We start from the raw sequence: 16,712 nt of genomic DNA on the forward strand, positions 1-16,712 counted from the left end.
CCCGGATGCCCCTGCTTGTCTCATTTCTTCAAAATAAGAGCCGCAGCCTTTTAAGCTGCTGCTCAGGTTAAAACTACGGCGCCGGTTGAAGCCTGCGCCGCAGCATCTACGGGTACAGCGGTTCTACGGGTACAGCAGCTGAATCACACGCCGCTCGAGAGCAACATGTTACGGATGTGACCGATGGCCTTAGTCGGGTTCAGGCCTTTCGGACATACGTTGACGCAGTTCATGATCCCGCGGCAGCGGAATACGCTGAACGGGTCATCCAGCGAAGCCAGACGCTCGGATGTCTTGGTGTCACGACTGTCTGCCAGGAAGCGGTACGCTTGCAGCAGGGCAGCCGGGCCCAGGAACTTGTCCGGGTTCCACCAGAAGGACGGGCACGAAGTCGAGCAGCAAGCGCACAGGATGCACTCGTACAGACCGTCGAGCTTTTCACGCTCTTCAGGGGACTGCAGACGCTCGATGGCCGGAGCCGGCGTGTCGTTCTGCAGGAATGGCTTAACCTTCTCGTATTGCTTGTAGAAGATGCTCATATCGACGACCAGGTCACGGATAACCGGCAAACCTGGCAGCGGACGAACGATCAGCTTGTTACCTTTTACGACGGCAGACAGCGGCGTGATGCACGCCAGACCGTTTTTGCCGTTGATGTTCATGCCGTCGGAACCGCAAACACCTTCACGGCAAGAGCGACGATAGGAGAAACCTTCGTCCTGCTCTTTGATCAGGGCCAGCACGTCCAGCACCATCAGGTCTTTACCACCGGTATCAACCTGGAATTCCTGCATGAACGGCGCAGCGTCCTGATCAGGGTTGTAACGATAAACACTGACTTGCAACATGGCGGTCACCCTTAATAAGTCCGGACTTTAGGTTCGAAAGTCGGAACAGTCTTCGGCGAGAAGTTCACGGCACGCTTGGCAACGCGTTTCTCACCCGGGAAGTACAGGGTGTGGCACAGCCAGTTTTCGTCGTCACGGTCTTCGAAGTCTTCACGGGCGTGAGCACCGCGGGACTCTTTACGTACTTCGGCAGCGATGGCGGTAGCTTCAGCCACTTCCAGCAGGTTTTGCAGTTCCAGCGCCTCGATACGTGCAGTGTTGAACGCCTGCGACTTATCGTTGATCTTCACGTTGGCGATACGCTTGCGCAGATCTGCCAGCTGGGCAATACCCTTCTGCATGTATTCGCCGGTACGGAATACACCGAAGTAGTTCTGCATGCAGCTTTGCAGCTCGCGACGCAGGGTAGCGACGTCTTCGCCGTCGGTACGGTTGTTCAGGGCATTCAGACGCGCCAGGGCAGCTTCGATGTCGGCTTCGGTAGCGTCGTCGTATTCGATGCCGTCGGTCAGCGCCTTCTCGAGGTGCAGGCCGGCAGCGCGGCCGAATACCACCAGGTCGAGCAGCGAGTTGCCGCCCAGACGGTTGGCACCGTGAACCGATACGCAAGCCACTTCACCGACCGCGAACAGGCCCGGAATGATGGTGTCTTTGCCGTCGGCGTCTTGAGTGATCGCCTGACCATGAATGTTGGTGGCAACGCCGCCCATCATATAGTGGCAGGTCGGAACAACCGGAACCGGAGCGACGACCGGGTCAACGTGTGCGAAAGTCTTCGACAGTTCGCAGATGCCTGGCAGACGGCTGTGCAGCACTTCCTCGCCCAGGTGGTCGAGTTTGAGCATTACGTGGTCGCCATTCGGACCGCAACCGTTGCCGGCGATGATCTCTTTAACCATCGAACGGGCAACCACGTCACGACCGGCAAGGTCTTTGGCGTTCGGAGCATAACGCTCCATGAAACGCTCGCCGTGCTTGTTGATCAGGTAACCACCTTCACCACGGCAACCTTCGGTAACCAGTACACCGGCGCCGGCAATGCCGGTCGGGTGGAACTGCCACATTTCGATGTCTTGTACCGGCACGCCAGCACGCAGAGCCATGCCGACGCCGTCACCGGTGTTGATCAGGGCGTTGGTGGTGGATGCATAGATACGACCTGCACCGCCGGTGGCCAGTACGGTGGCTTTGGCGCGGATGTAGGTGGTTTCGCCGGTTTCGATGCAGATCGCGATCACACCGACGAACTCGCCTTGACCGTTCTTTACCAGATCGACAGCGTAGTATTCGTTCAGGAACGTGGTGCCGGCTTTCAGGTTGCCCTGATAAAGGGTGTGCAGCAGCGCGTGACCGGTACGGTCGGACGCCGCGCAAGTACGCGCAGCCTGGCCGCCCTTGCCGTAGTCCTTGGACTGACCGCCGAACGGACGCTGGTAGATGCGACCGGTTTCGGTACGGGAGAACGGCAGGCCCATGTGGTCCAGTTCGAAAACTGCGGCCGGACCTTCCTGACACATGTATTCGATAGCGTCCTGGTCACCGATGTAGTCGGAACCCTTGACGGTGTCGTACATGTGCCAGCGCCAGTCATCGTTCGGGTCGGCAGACGCAATGGCGCAAGTGATGCCGCCCTGGGCCGATACGGTGTGCGAACGAGTCGGGAAAACCTTGGTGATCACGGCAGTCTTGTGACCGCCTTGCGCCAGTTGCAGCGCTGCGCGCATGCCGGCACCGCCACCACCAATAATGATGGCGTCGAAAGAAATCGTTGGAATGTTAGCCATGACTCAGATACCCCAGAGAATCTGCACACCCCAGACGAAGTAAGCGAACATCGCAACGCCGCATACTGCCTGGAAAAGGAAACGCACAGCCGTCGCGGACTTGCCCAGCGCCATTGGCGTCAGGTAGTCGGTCGCGATGGTCCACATGCCGACCCAGGCGTGAGCGCCGAGGGCAACAAGGGCCAGGAGGCTGAAGATACGCATCCCGTTGTGGGCGAACAGTTCATGCCACTGGGCGTACTCGAGGCCAGGATGGGCCACGATGTATCCGATCAGGAAAATGAAGTAAGCCGCGAGAACGACCGCAGAAACGCGTTGCGCCATCCAGTCATAGAGGCCCGAACGCGACAGGTTCGTGACGTTAGTTACCATATCCAAACTCCTGCCAGAACGATTACCACCACGGAAACGGCGATAACGATTTTCGAGCCCAGCTTGCCGCCTTCCAGCGTCTCGCCGATGCCCATGTCCATGATCAAATGGCGCACACCGGCTACCAGGTGATACAGCAGAGCGGACAGGATGCCCCAAATCACTAGCTTGGCTAGCGGACTGGTCAGACACGCTTTCACCTGACCGAAGCCTTCCTCGGAGCTCAGCGACTTGTCCCATGCGTAAAGCATGATGGCAAGGCACACGAAGAGGATGACACCGGAAATACGGTGAAGAATGGACGTGTAAGCAGTGACTGGGAGTTTGATGGTCCTTAGGTCTAGGTTTACAGGTCGTTGGCTTTTCACGGCTTTTTTTTCACACTGAAGAGCCCCTAACAATCAGGGCAAAGTTGTTGGGGAGTGCACTGGTCAGGTAACCACCACCCAGGGATGCGACCCCCAATGAAAGCAAGCCCAAAAGCCCTTGGCGGTCGGTGGCCGAGTATAGACAGTTAGGCTACTAATGACAACGCAAACACCTAACCCAAACAGCGGATTGCGCAACTGACATAAAAGGCGTAAATGGCAGTCAATTTCGAGGAAAAAGTCCAGTTAAAGCCTTCTGGAGCAAGACTTTAGGCAAATTGACATTCGAATTTATCTCACTATAGTGGTGCGGGCCCTGCGTGGGGGGTCTGTCTGATGATTTCAAGCATAAATAGGAGGCCACATGGCTGACAAAAAAGCGCAGTTGATCATCGAGGGCGCAGCCCCCGTCGAGCTGCCCATTTTAACCGGCACCGTTGGTCCCGATGTTATCGATGTTCGGGGCCTGACGGCCACGGGCCGTTTCACCTTTGACCCAGGCTTCATGTCGACCGCTTCGTGCGAATCGAAGATCACCTATATTGACGGCGACAACGGCATTCTGCTGCACCGCGGCTACCCGATCGAACAGCTGGCTGAAAAGTCGGACTATCTGGAGACCTGCTATCTGCTGCTCAACGGCGAACTGCCGACCGCAGAACAGAAGGCCCAGTTCGTCAGCACCGTGAAGAACCACACCATGGTTCACGAGCAGCTGAAGACCTTCTTCAACGGTTTCCGTCGCGACGCCCACCCGATGGCCGTCATGTGCGGCGTAGTCGGCGCCCTCTCGGCGTTCTACCACGACTCCCTCGACATCAATAACCCGCAGCATCGCGAAATCTCCGCGATCCGCCTGGTTGCCAAGATGCCGACCCTGGCGGCAATGGTTTACAAGTACTCCATGGGCCAACCCATGATGTACCCGCGCAACGACCTGTCGTACGCGGAAAACTTCCTGCACATGATGTTCAACACCCCGTGCGAGATCAAACCGATCAGCCCGGTACTCGCCAAGGCCATGGACCGGATCTTCATCCTCCACGCCGACCACGAGCAGAACGCCTCGACGTCCACCGTACGTCTGGCAGGTTCCTCGGGTGCCAACCCGTTCGCCTGTATCGCCGCCGGTATCGCTGCACTGTGGGGCCCTGCCCACGGCGGTGCGAACGAAGCCGTGTTGACCATGCTCGATGAAATTGGCGATGTCTCGAACATCGACAAGTACATCGCCAAGGCCAAAGACAAGAACGATCCGTTCAAACTGATGGGCTTCGGTCACCGGGTTTACAAAAACCGCGACCCACGCGCTACCGTCATGAAGCAGACCTGCGACGAAGTATTGAAGGAACTGGGCATCACCAACGATCCGCAACTCGAACTGGCCATGCGCCTGGAAGAGATCGCCCTGACCGACCCGTACTTCATCGAACGCTCGCTGTACCCGAACGTCGACTTCTACTCGGGGATCATCCTCAAGGCGATCGGCATTCCAACCAGTATGTTCACCGTGATCTTCGCCCTGGCGCGGACCGTCGGCTGGATCTCCCACTGGAAAGAAATGCTCTCCAGCCCGTACAAGATCGGCCGTCCGCGCCAGTTGTACACCGGCTACGAGTCGCGTGACATTACCAAGCTGGAAGACCGCAAGTAAGAGCTGCCTTGCTGTAGCGTGTTGAGTTGTACCGGGAACGGCCTCTTATATAGAGGCCGTTTTTGTTTATGCCAGGCGTTTTTTTGATCGTGGGCATATCCGTTATTCAGGTAACGGCGACTTATGGTTCCGCTTTTACAGCGGGTTACTTGGAAGAGCCCCAAGTAACCAAGGGCTCTTGCCCCTGACGTTCGGTGCCTCGCCAAGGCTCGGCATTCCCTCGCTCCGGTCCTGCTCCGTACGCGGCTAACCCGGCACCCATGCCGGGTTGCCCACTGCGCAGAACCTGCGCTCAGCCTCTCGAGGGGGCAAGAAGATCAACAGCCAAAGCCAAAGCGAGGCGGCCTACTGGCCGGCCTGATCGCGATTGAACGCGTTCCCCCCTGTAGGAGCGAGCCTGCTCGCGAAAAACGCCGGGACACCGCGGGGATTCAGACAGCCCACGTCATCGTTGACGACCATCGTCGGAACGCCGCCCGGAGCAAGCTCGCTCCTACAGAAGAGCAGAGCAAAGGCAGATCCGCGTACACCCGTTGCTCTTCACCACTCAACAGGCCGAGCGTTAGCTCGCCTGCCGCTCTTGATCTTGATCCACCCGCCCCCTCGGCAGGCTGAGCGGAGGCGTTCATCCGGGGATGGGCGCGCAGCGCCGTTCGACGCAGTCGAACTCATTGCATGTAGGTCGAGCGAAGCCGACCGGAGGGCAATGCCCCCGGATAAATGCCGGAGCGAAGGAACCCCGAGCCCAAGCGAGGGGCCGGACGTTCGGGGCGAGCGTTTTTTTGCTTACTTTTTTAGGCGCTTGTAAAAAAAGTGAGTCGCCGTCAGGGCGAAACCGTCAGTCGCCGTTACCGCAGCAACGGATATACACACCATCAAAAAACTCTGGTCGATTATAGCCCAACAAAAAATGCCCCGATCTCTCGACCGGGGCATTGGATGTCAGTGCAACTTATATATAAAACGCTGAAGCCTTAGTGCGAAACCGCCCCACTCGCCCCCAACCCAGTCTGCGAACGAACAAACTGCGGGAAGAACAGCGCCCGCTCATTGTCAGCCGCCGTGGACTTGTCGGTAACCGAGAAGAACCAGATCCCGATAAAGGCAATCATCATCGAGAACAACGCCGGATACTCATACGGGAAGATGGCCTTCTCGTGATGCATGATCTGCACCCAGATGGTTGGCCCAAGGATCATCAAGCCGACAGCGCTCACCAACCCCATCCAGCCACCGATCATCGCACCACGGGTGGTCAGCTTTTTCCAGTACATCGAAAGCAGCAGTACCGGGAAGTTGCAACTCGCCGCGATGGAGAACGCCAGGCCCACCATGAACGCGATGTTCTGGCTTTCGAACAGAATGCCCAGAACGATGGCCAGCACCCCCAGGGCAACGGTGGTGATCTTCGAAATACGAATCTCGTCCTTCTCGTTGGCCTTGCCCTTCTTGAGCACGCTGGCATACAGGTCGTGGGACACCGCCGAAGCACCGGCGAGTGTCAGGCCGGCAACTACCGCCAGAATGGTCGCGAACGCCACCGCCGAGATGAAGCCCAGGAAAATGCTGCCACCGACCGCGTTGGCCAGGTGTACCGCCGCCATGTTGTTACCACCGAGCAACGCGCCGGCCGCGTCTTTGAAGGCCGGGTTGGTGCTCACCAGCAGGATCGCGCCGAAACCGATGATGAAGGTCAGGATGTAGAAGTAGCCAATGAAACCAGTTGCGTACAGCACACTCTTGCGAGCTTCCTTTGCGTCACTCACGGTGAAGAAGCGCATCAGGATATGCGGCAGACCTGCGGTACCGAACATCAGTGCCAGGCCGAGGGAGAACGCCGAAACCGGATCTTTCACCAGACCGCCCGGACTCATGATCGCCTCACCTTTAGGGTGAACCTTGATCGCCTCGGAAAACAGGATGTTGAAGTCGAAGTTGACGTGCTTCATCACCATCAGCGCCATGAAGGAAGCGCCGGACAGCAGCAGGACAGCCTTGATGATTTGCACCCAGGTGGTCGCCAGCATGCCGCCGAACAACACGTAAAGGCACATCAGCACTCCCACCAGGATCACCGCAACGTGATAGTCGAGGCCGAACAGCAGCTGGATCAGCTTGCCGGCACCGACCATCTGAGCGATCAGGTAGAACGCCACCACCACCAGCGAACCGCAAGCGGACAGTGTGCGGATCTGGGTTTGCCCCAGGCGATAGGACGCCACGTCGGCAAAGGTGTACTTGCCCAGGTTACGCAGGCGCTCGGCAATCAGGAACAGAATGATCGGCCAGCCCACCAGAAAGCCGATCGAATAGATCAGCCCGTCATAGCCGGAAGCGAACACCAATGCGGAAATACCCAGGAACGAGGCAGCCGACATGTAGTCGCCGGCAATCGCCAGACCGTTCTGGAACCCGGTGATCTTGCCACCCGCCGCATAGTAGTCGGCAGCCGACTTGTTGCGCTTGGAGGCCCAGTAGGTAATGCACAGGGTTGCCCCCACAAACACAACGAACATCAGGATCGCGGCGACGTTGAGAGGTTGTTTATGCACTTCACCGGTCAGGGCGTCAGCCGCCCAGGCACCCGGTGCAAAAGCCGCGATGCTCAATAGAGCCAGTAGACGCCGGATCATTGCTGAGCCTCCTTGAGAATCGCATTGTTCAGGTCATCAAACTCGCCATTGGCACGTCGTACGTAGATACCGGTCAGGACGAAGGCCGAAACAATCAGCCCGACGCCAATCGGTATGCCCCAGGTAATCGAAGACTCGGGACTGATTTTCGTCCCCAGCACTTGCGGCCCGTAAGCAATCAGAAGGATGAAAGCGGAGTAAAGCCCAAGCATGATCGCTGAAAGAATCCAGGCGAATCGTTCCCTCTTGCTAACCAGCTCCTTGAAGCGCGGGCTGTTTTGAATCGAGAGGTAAATGCTGTCGTTCATTGTTTTTATCCTCGCAGCACAGATTTAGTTGGAACGGTATCCACTCTATGCGGCTGCGGGGCAGGTTCCAGACGACCTTAGTCTTAGAACCCCATGACGGATTCGCCAATCTCCAGCACGCCATAAACAAGTGTGGGAGCGAGCCTGCTCGCGAAAGGGTCATAACATTCAACATCATTGTTGTCTGTTACACCGCCTTCGCGAGCAGGCTCGCTCCCACAGGGTCAAGCGTGCTCTTTGCTGTTATTTAGTCCAGGCAGCAACACGCTCAGGGTGTTTGGCCACCCAATCCTTCGCGGCGGCGTCAGGCTTGGCACCGTCCTGAATCGCCAGCATGACCTGGCCGATTTCGTCCTTGGATTCCCACTGGAAGTTTTTCAGGAACTTGGCCACTTCCGGCGCCTTGGCCTCCAAGCCTTTGCTGCCGATGCTGTTCACGGTTTCAGCCGCGCCGTACACGCCTTTCGGGTCTTCGAGGAAGCGCAGCTTCCACTTGGCGAACATCCAGTGCGGCACCCAACCGGTCACGGCGATGGATTCGTTTTTCTTCTCGGCACGGGTCAGCTCGGCAATCATGCCGGCGCCGGAACTGGCCTTGAGCTGATAACCGGTCAGGTCATAGTCCTTGATGGCCTGATCGGTCTTGAGCATCACGCCTGAGCCGGCGTCGATGCCGACGATGCGATCCTTGAAGCTGTCGTCGGTTTTCAGGTCCTCGATGGACTTGGCTTTAACGTACTCCGGCACGATCAGGCCGATTTTCGCGTCCTTGAAGTTCGGGCCGTAATCGACGACCTGATCCTTGTTCTTCGTCCAGTATTCGCCGTGGGTCACTGGCAGCCAGGCCGACAGCATGGCGTCGAGTTTGCCGGTGGCCACGCCCTGCCACATGATCCCGGTAGCGACCGCTTGCAGCTTCACGTCGTAACCGAGTTTCTGCCTGATCACTTCTGCAGCCACGTTGGTCGTGGCGACACTGTCCGACCAGCCGTCGACATAACCGATAGTCACTTCCTTACTGGCGGCACTGGCCACGGTAGCGCTGATCGCCAGCACCAAAGCGGCACCTGCGCCCAAGAGTCGTCGCATCTTCATCGTTACTTCCCCGAAAGTGCTGCGCTCGACGGATGCCGAGTCGCTTAAACGTATTGTTATGGTGCACAGCGCCCCCATCACGCCTAACCGCAAACTCGTTCGAACATCAGCGGAGTACTGACGCCCTCGATAATCAACCTGACGCTCACCGCGACCTGCTCTGCCAGCGACCTCAATCCATCGAGAAACGACATCAGAAAGCCATTAATCTTCAACGCGACCAATGCACCGGAGATTCCGCCCAAACTTTGCATGTCAAAATCATGCAGGCCACCAAGCACGCGGTAAATGCAGGTAACATGCGCCGCTTTGTTCCCACACGGCCTGACCATGTCCGCGACATCACGCTTTCCTTTTTTTGCTTATCTATTCGCCTGCCTGCTGGGGCTTTTTGCCCTCGGTGGCTTCTGGTACGGCATTGGCAAACCGGTGATCCTGCCGGATGTCGCCAGCGCGACGCACAAGCTGCAATGCGCCTCCTACACCCCTTTCGACAAAGACCAATCGCCATTCGACGTGCCATTCAACTTGCGCCCCGAGCGTATGGATGCCGACCTCGCGCTGCTGTCCAAAAGCTTCGAATGCATCCGCACCTATTCCATGACCGGCCTTGACGCCCTGCCGGATCTGGCGCGCAAGCATGGCTTGAAGCTGATGATCGGCGCCTGGGTCAACAGCAACCCGGTGGACACGGAAAAAGAAGTCGACCTGCTGATCGCCTCGGCCAACGCCAACCCGGATGTGGTGAGCGCGGTGATCGTCGGCAACGAAACCCTGTTGCGCAAGGAAGTCACCGGTGCGCAATTGGCGAAGCTGATCAACAAGGTCAAAAGCCACGTCAAACAGCCTGTCACCTATGCCGACGTCTGGGAGTTCTGGCTCAAGCATCCGGAAATCGCCCCCGCCGTAGACTTCCTGACCATCCATTTGCTGCCGTATTGGGAAGATGATCCATCGAACATCGACGCAGCCCTTCAACATGTGGCCGAAGTACGCCAGGTGTTCGGCAACAAGTTCGCGCCCAAGGATGTATTGATCGGCGAAACCGGCTGGCCAAGCGAAGGTCGCCAGCGCGAAACGGCCCTGCCGAGTCGGGTCAACGAAGCCAGGTTCATTCGTGGGTTCGTCGCCATGGCCGAGCAGCAGGGCTGGCACTACAACCTGATCGAAGCCTTCGACCAGCCATGGAAACGCGCCAGCGAAGGTGCGGTCGGGGGTTACTGGGGATTGTTCGATGCCGATCGCCAGGACAAGGGCGTGCTGGCCGGGCCAGTGACAAACGTACCGTACTGGTCGCAATGGCTGGCGGTTGGCGGATTGATCTTCATCGGCACGTTGCTGCTTGGCGGCCGGGTCCGCACGACGCGCTCGGCGCTTGTGCTGCCCCTGCTCGGTGCATTGGCGGCGTGCTCGATTGGCGCCTGGGGTGACCTGGCACGGGTTACCACGCGCTTTACCGGTGAGTGGTTGTGGGTCGGATTGCTGACTACGCTGAATCTGCTCGTGCTGGCCCACGCCGCGCTGGCACTGAGCCCTCGCAGCGGTTGGCGCGGGCGGGCTTTCAACTTGCTCGAACACCGTGCTGGCTGGCTGGTGGCAACGGCAGGTTTCGCGGCGGCCGTGATGATGCTGGAACTGGTGTTCGACCCGCGCTACCGCAGCTTCCCGAGTGTCGCGTTCATCATGCCGGCGCTGGTTTATCTGTGCCGCCCGGTGAATGTGCCGCGCCGCGAGATTGCGTTGCTGACCTTCATCATCGGCGCCGGCATTGCGCCGCAGTTGTTCCGTGAAGGCTTGCAGAATCAGCAGGCCTGGGGCTGGGCGCTGGCGAGTATGTTGATGGTGGCGGCGTTGTGGCGTTGCTTGCGGGTTCGCACAGTTTGATTCTTTAGCGACTCAACCGGCCTCTTCGTCGGATCGCCGCCCGGAGCAAGCCCGCTCCCACAATAGATCTTAAGTGCACACAAAGTCCGCGTGCGACAAAGATCAATTGTGGGAGCGAGCTTGCTCGCGATGACGGACTATCAGGCGCTCCGAGAAGCCCTGACCAACCGCAACCCCGCTATCACCACCGCAAATACCGCCAGCGTCGTGTTGTACAAAGCCAGCGCCGGAAACCCGAACACCAGCGCCAGCACCGCCAGCCACCAGCCTGCCTGCCCCGGCACGACAAAGCCGATGATCGCCGCGCCCAGCGCAGCCCAGCCCAGAACCCCGAAGTGGATCATCAGCCCCAGGTTCGAACGCACCTGGCATTCCCAGCGGCTTGCTTCATCTACGCAAATGCCGACCCACTGCGCATCCTCCATGAAGCCATAACGCGCGCCATAACTGGTGGCCAGCCATACCGGCAGCAACACAAGCAGCAAAATCACGGGCAAACGGCGGGACATGTAATACTCCAAAAGGCGAAAAACGGCGGCCAGCTTAATCGCACGACAGCCTTGCGCAAGCACTAACAACTGTTAACTGGTCATTCAATCGCTGCAAAGTGTATCGTCCAACTACCATTACTTCGAAATCAGGCCTGTTTGGTGCCGATGCGTGGCACTTTGGCGCAACTCCAGCGGTCATAGCCTGCGAAATTCATTCGGCACCTTCCTCTAAGGGATTTAGTCATGCTCCGTTCCTTGCGCTTCGCCGCCCTGTTTGGCGGCCTTATATTGAGTGCGTCCGCACTGGCGGTCGAGATTGACGCCGCCAGTTATGGCTACCCCCTGACCAACCCGTTCGAGGCGACCATCGCGACCACGCCGCCGGACCTGCGTCCGGAGCTGCCCCTGGACGATGACATCGATCAGACGGTGCGCAGCGTCACCTTGCGCCCTGAACGGGCATTCGAATTGCCGGACAATTTCTGGGCGGTCAAGAAACTCGACTACCGCATTGCCACGCAGGATCACGCCGCGCCGCTGATTTTCCTGATCGCCGGCACCGGTGCGCGCTATGACAGCAGCCTGAACGAATACCTGAAGAAGCTCTACTACAAGGCCGGTTACCACGTGGTGCAGCTGTCATCGCCCACCAGCTACGACTTCATGAGTGCCGCATCGCGCTTCGCCACGCCGGGTGTTTCCAAGGAAGACGCTGAAGACATGTACCGGGTGATGCAGGCCGTGCGGGCACAGAACCCGAAAGTGCCGGTCACCGATTACTACCTGACCGGGTACAGCCTGGGTGCACTGGATGCCGCTTTCGTCTCGCACCTGGATGAAACCCGCCGCAGCTTCAACTTCAAGAAAGTCCTGCTGCTCAACCCGCCGGTCAACCTCTACACCTCGATCACCAACCTCGACAAGCTGGTCCAGACCGAGGTCAAGGGCATCAACAACAGCACCACGTTCTATGAATTGGTACTGAACAAACTGACCCGCTACTTCCAGCAAAAGGGCTACATCGACCTCAACGATGCCCTGCTCTACGACTTCCAGCAGTCCAAACAGCACCTGACCAACGAACAGATGGCCATGCTGATCGGCACGTCATTCCGCTTTTCGGCGGCCGACATTGCTTTCACGTCGGACCTGATCAACCGTCGCGGCCTGATCACCCCACCCAAGTTCCCGATCACCGAGGGCACCAGCCTCACGCCATTCCTCAAGCGTGCATTGCAATGCGACTTCGACTGCTACATCACCGAACAGGTGATCCCGATGTGGCGCGCCCGTACCGACGGCGGCAGCCTGCTGCAACTGATTGACCAGGTAAGCCTGTATGCACTGAAGGACTATCTGCACGAAAGCCCGAAAATCGCGGTCATGCACAACGCCGATGACGTGATCCTCGGCCCTGGCGACCTGGGATTCCTGCGCAGGACCTTCGGTGATCGCCTGACTGTTTACCCGCTCGGTGGCCACTGCGGCAACATTAACTACCGCGTCAACAGCGACGCCATGCTGGAGTTCTTCCGTGGCTAAATATCTCCTGCTTTTCGCAGCGTTACTCTGTGCAGGCGTCGCCAATGCCGACAACAGCAAAGCCAGCGCTCCCGTGGTCGTCGACAGTGACGGCTTCAAGGAACCGCTGAGCAAACTCAAATTCAACCCGGGCCTGGATCAGCGCGAGTTCGAGCGTTCGACGCTCAGCGCACTGGCTGTCTACGATCCGCTGGAAGAGTGGAACCGGCGCGTGTATCACTTCAACTACCGCTTCGACCAATGGGTGTTCATGCCGGTGGTCAATGGTTACCGCTACGTCACCCCAAGCTTCCTGCGCACCGGTGTCAGCAACTTCTTCAACAACCTGGGCGACGTACCCAACCTGTTGAACAGCCTGCTGCAACTCAAGGGCCAGCGCTCGCTGGAAACCACCGGGCGACTGCTGCTCAACACCACCATCGGCATCGCCGGCCTGTGGGACCCGGCCACCGCCATGGGCCTGCCACGCCAAAGCGAAGACTTCGGCCAGACCCTGGGCTTCTACGGCGTACCGGGCGGCGCTTATTTCGTCCTGCCGATCCTCGGCCCGTCGAACATGCGTGATACCGGGGGCCTGGTGGTGGATTACACGGCCGAGAGTGCGATCAACTTCCTCAACGTGGCAGAAGTCAGTTCCAACCATCCGGAAGTCTGGATCCTGCGCAGCATCGACAAACGCCACCAGACCAGCTTCCGCTATGGCCAGATGAACTCGCCGTTCGAGTACGAGAAAGTGCGCTACGTGTACACCGAAGCGCGCAAGTTGCAGATCGCGGAGTAAATAGCCTCCAAAAAGCACTGTAGGAGCGAGCTTGCTCGCTCCTACAGCTATTATGTATTGCCTTCAGCCTTTCAGTGCTTTCCAGATTTTGCCGACAGCCATCACCCCAACCAACACCACCGCCCCCGCCACCATCCCCGCTACCCCATTAAGCAACGTCGGCACGATAAACCCGGCACCGCCCGCTCCCGCGCTGACACTTTCGATCCAGTGATGCACCACCGGCACACCGTGGGTCAGGATGCCGCCGCCGACCAGAAACATCGCCGCAGTGCCAATCACCGACAGGCTTTTCATCATGTACGGAGCCGCACGCAAAATCCCGCCACCGATGCTCCTGGCCATCTGACCAGGCTTCTGGGTCAGCCACAGCCCCAGATCATCGAGTTTGACGATGCCCGCTACCAACCCGTAGACACCGACGGTCATGACGATGGCGATCCCCGAGAGCACGATGACTTGCTGGCTCAGCGCCGACTCGGCGACGACGCCGAGAGTGATGGCGATGATTTCTGCCGAGAGAATGAAGTCGGTACGGATCGCGCCTTTGATCTTGTCCTTTTCAAACGCCACCAGATCCACCGCCGGGTCTGCCACCGCCTCGACCAATTCGGCATGTTCAGCCTGATCTTCAGCCTCGCGGTGCAGGAACTTGTGGGCGAGCTTTTCGAACCCTTCGAAGCACAAATAAGCGCCACCGAGCATCAGCAGTGGGGTGACCAGCCAAGGAATGAACGCACTGATGGCCAGCGCCGACGGCACCAGGATCAATTTATTGATGAACGAACCCTTGGCGACCGCCCAGACCACCGGGATTTCCCGCTCGGCCCGCACGCCGCTGACTTGCTGAGCGTTGAGTGCCAGGTCGTCACCGAGTACACCGGCCGTTTTCTTGGCGGCCATTTTGGTCATCAATGACACGTCGTCCAGCACGGCCGCGATGTCGTCGATCAGCACCAGCAAACTGCTTCCTGCCATGAATCGGGTTTCCTTCTGCAATGAATGCGCAGCAGCATAGCGCGGCATCACGGGCTGTGGTGCATTCTTGAGCGCCGCGCGAGGCCGGTGATACCATGCGCAACCGCCAGAACAGGCAAGGAATCACCCGGGTTATGAGCACTATCCGCGAGCGCAACAAACAACTGATCCTGCGTGCCGCCAGTGAGGAATTTGCCGACAAAGGCTTCGCTGCGACCAAAACCAGTGACATCGCCGCCAAGGCGGGATTGCCCAAGCCCAACGTCTACTACTACTTCAAATCCAAGGAAAACCTCTACCGCGAGGTTCTCGAAAGTATCATCGAGCCAATCCTGCAGGCTTCGACACCGTTCAATCCGGAAGGCGAACCCGGTGAAGTGCTCAGCGGCTACATTCGCTCGAAAATCCGCATTTCCCGCGACCTGCCTTTCGCCTCCAAGGTGTTCGCCAGCGAAATCATGCACGGCGCCCCCCACCTGAGCAGCGATCTGGTCGAACAGCTCAATGGCCAGGCCAAACACAACATCGAGTGCATCCAGACCTGGATCGACCGCGGGCAAATCGCCCCCATCGACCCCAACCACCTGATGTTCAGCATCTGGGCCGCAACCCAGACCTACGCCGACTTCGACTGGCAGATCACCGCCATCACCGGCAAGGCCAGGCTGGATGAAGAAGATTACGAAGCGGCAGCGCGGACGATTATCCGGTTGGTGCTCAAGGGGTGTGAGCCCGAGCGGTAGACCGCGGCGCGGCCTTCGCGAGCAAGCCCGCTCCCACACTGGATCACGGTTGTTCGCTGAGTCTGAGTACACACCAAGCCTGTGGGAGCGAGCCTGCTCGCGAATGGAGGCGACTCGGTTTCCGGTCAAACCCAAACCGCATCCCACAAAGGATAGTCACCCAACTTCTCGACCAAGCCAGCCCATAGCGGGTTGGCCACAATGTATCGAGCCAGCTTTATCAAATCTTCCTCACGGCGTAGCGCTCGGTCATGAAATCCTTGCTGCCATAGGCTGATCCTGCGACCAGTGGACCTGTTCACAGCCTTGGTACTCAGTGATTTTGTCCTTTGCATCAGCCCACTCAGTGATCCTCGCTGTAATTCAATCAACCAATGAAAATGATCGGGCATGACCACCCAGGCGAGTGATTTAGCAAAACCTTGATCCTGCGCTGCGCGAAACTGTGCGACGACCAATCTGCCCGAAGCAAAGTCGTTGAAAACAGGCTTTGTATCGAGTGTGTTGGTGGTCAGCAGGTAAATCCGGTTGGGTTCGGCATAGCGACCAACCCGAAGTCGATGTGAAGCGGATAATTCTGGCATTCCTTTGCCCTTCTCCTGAGGAAGTCATGAAAAAGGCTAGACCGGCGACTATCAAAGGAAGTGGCAGACTTTTAGCTGGATGTGCCAGGGGAAATGCCTTCGCGAGCAGGCTCGCTCCCACAATGGATCCCTGCTGCTCAGATGATCTGTGTGGGAGCGAGCCTGCTCGCGAAGGCGGTCATTCAGTCAACGCAATTCAGGCTGCCACCCCCGCATCCGCCACCAACCCCAACACCTCGATGGCATTGATCGCACACTGCTCATCAACATCCGACAGATCCCCGCTGATCCCCACCGCACCCAGCACATTCCCGTCCTGATCCCTAACCAGCACACCACCCGGTGCCGGCACGACGCTGCCCTGCCCCAGGCTGTTCAATGCGGCTATAAACGCCGGGCGTTGCTGGGCGTCCAGCGCCAGCAGGCGTGACCCCTTGCCCAGCGCAATGGCGCCCCAGGCCTTGCCGATGGCGACGTGCGGTCGCAACAGGCTGGCGCCATCTTCGCGTTGCAGGGTGATCAGATGCCCACCGGCATCCAGTACCGCAATGGTCAGGGGAGCTGCCGAGATGGCCCGTCCTGCACTGATGGCCTCGTTGACCAGGTTGACTGCGACTTTCAAGGTTAAAGCGCTCATGGTGCCGTCC

The 16,712-nt window shown here is 58.5% G+C and carries 17 protein-coding genes; 5 read left to right on the top strand and 12 right to left on the bottom strand.

The window, feature by feature from the left end:
• Nucleotides 1–143: 143 nt before the first annotated feature.
• Genes CAF65_RS14945 through sdhC form a run of 4 tightly spaced genes read right to left on the bottom strand, consistent with a single transcriptional unit; the run spans nucleotide 144 to nucleotide 3,372 of the window.
• Nucleotides 144–848, bottom strand: a complete 705-nt coding sequence (locus CAF65_RS14945; protein WP_007959035.1) for a succinate dehydrogenase iron-sulfur subunit — start codon at nucleotides 846–848, stop codon at nucleotides 144–146.
• Nucleotides 849–859: 11 nt separating this feature from the next.
• Nucleotides 860–2,632 (bottom strand): succinate dehydrogenase flavoprotein subunit, encoded by a 1,773-nt coding sequence (gene sdhA, locus CAF65_RS14950; RefSeq protein WP_085716952.1) that lies wholly within the window; start codon nucleotides 2,630–2,632, stop codon nucleotides 860–862.
• Nucleotides 2,633–2,635: 3 nt separating this feature from the next.
• Nucleotides 2,636–3,004 carry a succinate dehydrogenase, hydrophobic membrane anchor protein gene (gene sdhD / locus CAF65_RS14955; RefSeq protein ID WP_008017858.1) on the bottom strand — a complete coding sequence of 123 codons (369 nt, stop codon included), beginning with the start codon at nucleotides 3,002–3,004 and terminating at the stop codon, nucleotides 2,636–2,638.
• The gene (gene sdhC / locus CAF65_RS14960) at nucleotides 2,998–3,372 is read right to left on the bottom strand and encodes a succinate dehydrogenase, cytochrome b556 subunit (protein ID WP_043302324.1); all 375 of its coding nucleotides are present in this window, start codon (nucleotides 3,370–3,372) and stop codon (nucleotides 2,998–3,000) included. The genes sdhD and sdhC overlap by 7 nt, the downstream gene beginning before the upstream one ends.
• A 364-nt stretch (nucleotides 3,373–3,736) precedes the next feature.
• Here sdhC and gltA point away from each other — a divergent pair, with 364 nt between their 5' ends.
• On the top strand, nucleotides 3,737–5,026 hold the full coding sequence (gltA, locus tag CAF65_RS14965; protein WP_084322328.1) for a citrate synthase: 1,290 nt from the start codon (nucleotides 3,737–3,739) through the stop codon (nucleotides 5,024–5,026).
• Nucleotides 5,027–6,000: 974 nt separating this feature from the next.
• Here gltA and CAF65_RS14970 read toward each other — a convergent pair.
• The 4 genes from CAF65_RS14970 to CAF65_RS14990 form a co-directional block, all read right to left on the bottom strand.
• Complete coding sequence (locus CAF65_RS14970) at nucleotides 6,001–7,659, bottom strand: cation acetate symporter (protein ID WP_085716953.1); 1,659 nt, start codon at nucleotides 7,657–7,659, stop codon at nucleotides 6,001–6,003.
• A complete protein-coding gene (locus tag CAF65_RS14975) occupies nucleotides 7,656–7,967 on the bottom strand; it encodes a DUF485 domain-containing protein (protein ID WP_008020577.1) in 312 nt (103 codons plus the stop codon). The genes CAF65_RS14970 and CAF65_RS14975 overlap by 4 nt, the downstream gene beginning before the upstream one ends.
• A 243-nt stretch (nucleotides 7,968–8,210) precedes the next feature.
• A complete protein-coding gene (locus CAF65_RS14985) occupies nucleotides 8,211–9,062 on the bottom strand; it encodes a glycine betaine ABC transporter substrate-binding protein (RefSeq protein ID WP_085716955.1) in 852 nt (283 codons plus the stop codon).
• Nucleotides 9,063–9,145: 83 nt separating this feature from the next.
• Entirely contained in the window at nucleotides 9,146–9,316 is a 171-nt protein-coding gene (locus tag CAF65_RS14990; RefSeq protein WP_256578643.1) for a hypothetical protein, read from the bottom strand.
• A 34-nt stretch (nucleotides 9,317–9,350) separates the two neighbouring features.
• Between CAF65_RS14990 and CAF65_RS14995 the strand changes: the two genes are divergently transcribed.
• Complete coding sequence (locus CAF65_RS14995; protein WP_085716956.1) at nucleotides 9,351–10,946, top strand: beta (1-6) glucans synthase; 1,596 nt, start codon at nucleotides 9,351–9,353, stop codon at nucleotides 10,944–10,946.
• Nucleotides 10,947–11,086: 140 nt separating this feature from the next.
• Here the strand turns inward: CAF65_RS14995 and CAF65_RS15000 are convergent, their stop codons facing one another.
• Nucleotides 11,087–11,455 (bottom strand): hypothetical protein, encoded by a 369-nt coding sequence (locus CAF65_RS15000; protein ID WP_085716957.1) that lies wholly within the window; start codon nucleotides 11,453–11,455, stop codon nucleotides 11,087–11,089.
• A 225-nt stretch (nucleotides 11,456–11,680) separates the two neighbouring features.
• Between CAF65_RS15000 and CAF65_RS15005 the strand changes: the two genes are divergently transcribed.
• Both CAF65_RS15005 and CAF65_RS15010 read left to right on the top strand, forming a co-directional pair.
• Entirely contained in the window at nucleotides 11,681–12,979 is a 1,299-nt protein-coding gene (locus CAF65_RS15005) for a serine/threonine protein kinase (protein WP_085716958.1), read from the top strand.
• A complete protein-coding gene (locus CAF65_RS15010) occupies nucleotides 12,972–13,760 on the top strand; it encodes a VacJ family lipoprotein (protein ID WP_085716959.1) in 789 nt (262 codons plus the stop codon). Before CAF65_RS15005 ends, CAF65_RS15010 begins: the two co-directional genes overlap by 8 nt.
• A gap of 63 nt (nucleotides 13,761–13,823) precedes the next feature.
• Here CAF65_RS15010 and CAF65_RS15015 read toward each other — a convergent pair whose 3' ends face one another.
• Complete coding sequence (locus tag CAF65_RS15015) at nucleotides 13,824–14,738, bottom strand: DUF808 domain-containing protein (RefSeq protein ID WP_085716960.1); 915 nt, start codon at nucleotides 14,736–14,738, stop codon at nucleotides 13,824–13,826.
• Nucleotides 14,739–14,872: 134 nt separating this feature from the next.
• Here CAF65_RS15015 and CAF65_RS15020 point away from each other — a divergent pair, with 134 nt between their 5' ends.
• On the top strand, nucleotides 14,873–15,481 hold the full coding sequence (locus CAF65_RS15020) for a TetR/AcrR family transcriptional regulator (RefSeq protein WP_085716961.1): 609 nt from the start codon (nucleotides 14,873–14,875) through the stop codon (nucleotides 15,479–15,481).
• A gap of 125 nt (nucleotides 15,482–15,606) precedes the next feature.
• On the opposite strand, the gene CAF65_RS15025 is transcribed toward CAF65_RS15020, so the two are convergent.
• Together CAF65_RS15025 and CAF65_RS15030 are read right to left on the bottom strand one after the other, a co-directional pair.
• Nucleotides 15,607–16,065, bottom strand: coding sequence for a transposase (locus CAF65_RS15025; RefSeq protein ID WP_085716962.1), 459 nt, complete (start codon nucleotides 16,063–16,065; stop codon nucleotides 15,607–15,609).
• 196 nt (nucleotides 16,066–16,261) lie between these two features.
• Nucleotides 16,262–16,702: a heme-binding protein gene (locus tag CAF65_RS15030; RefSeq protein WP_085716963.1), complete on the bottom strand. Its 441-nt coding sequence runs from the start codon at nucleotides 16,700–16,702 to the stop codon at nucleotides 16,262–16,264.
• Nucleotides 16,703–16,712: the final 10 nt, after the last annotated feature.

Source organism: Pseudomonas sp. B28(2017), assembly GCF_002113025.1.
GTDB lineage: Bacteria > Pseudomonadota > Gammaproteobacteria > Pseudomonadales > Pseudomonadaceae > Aquipseudomonas.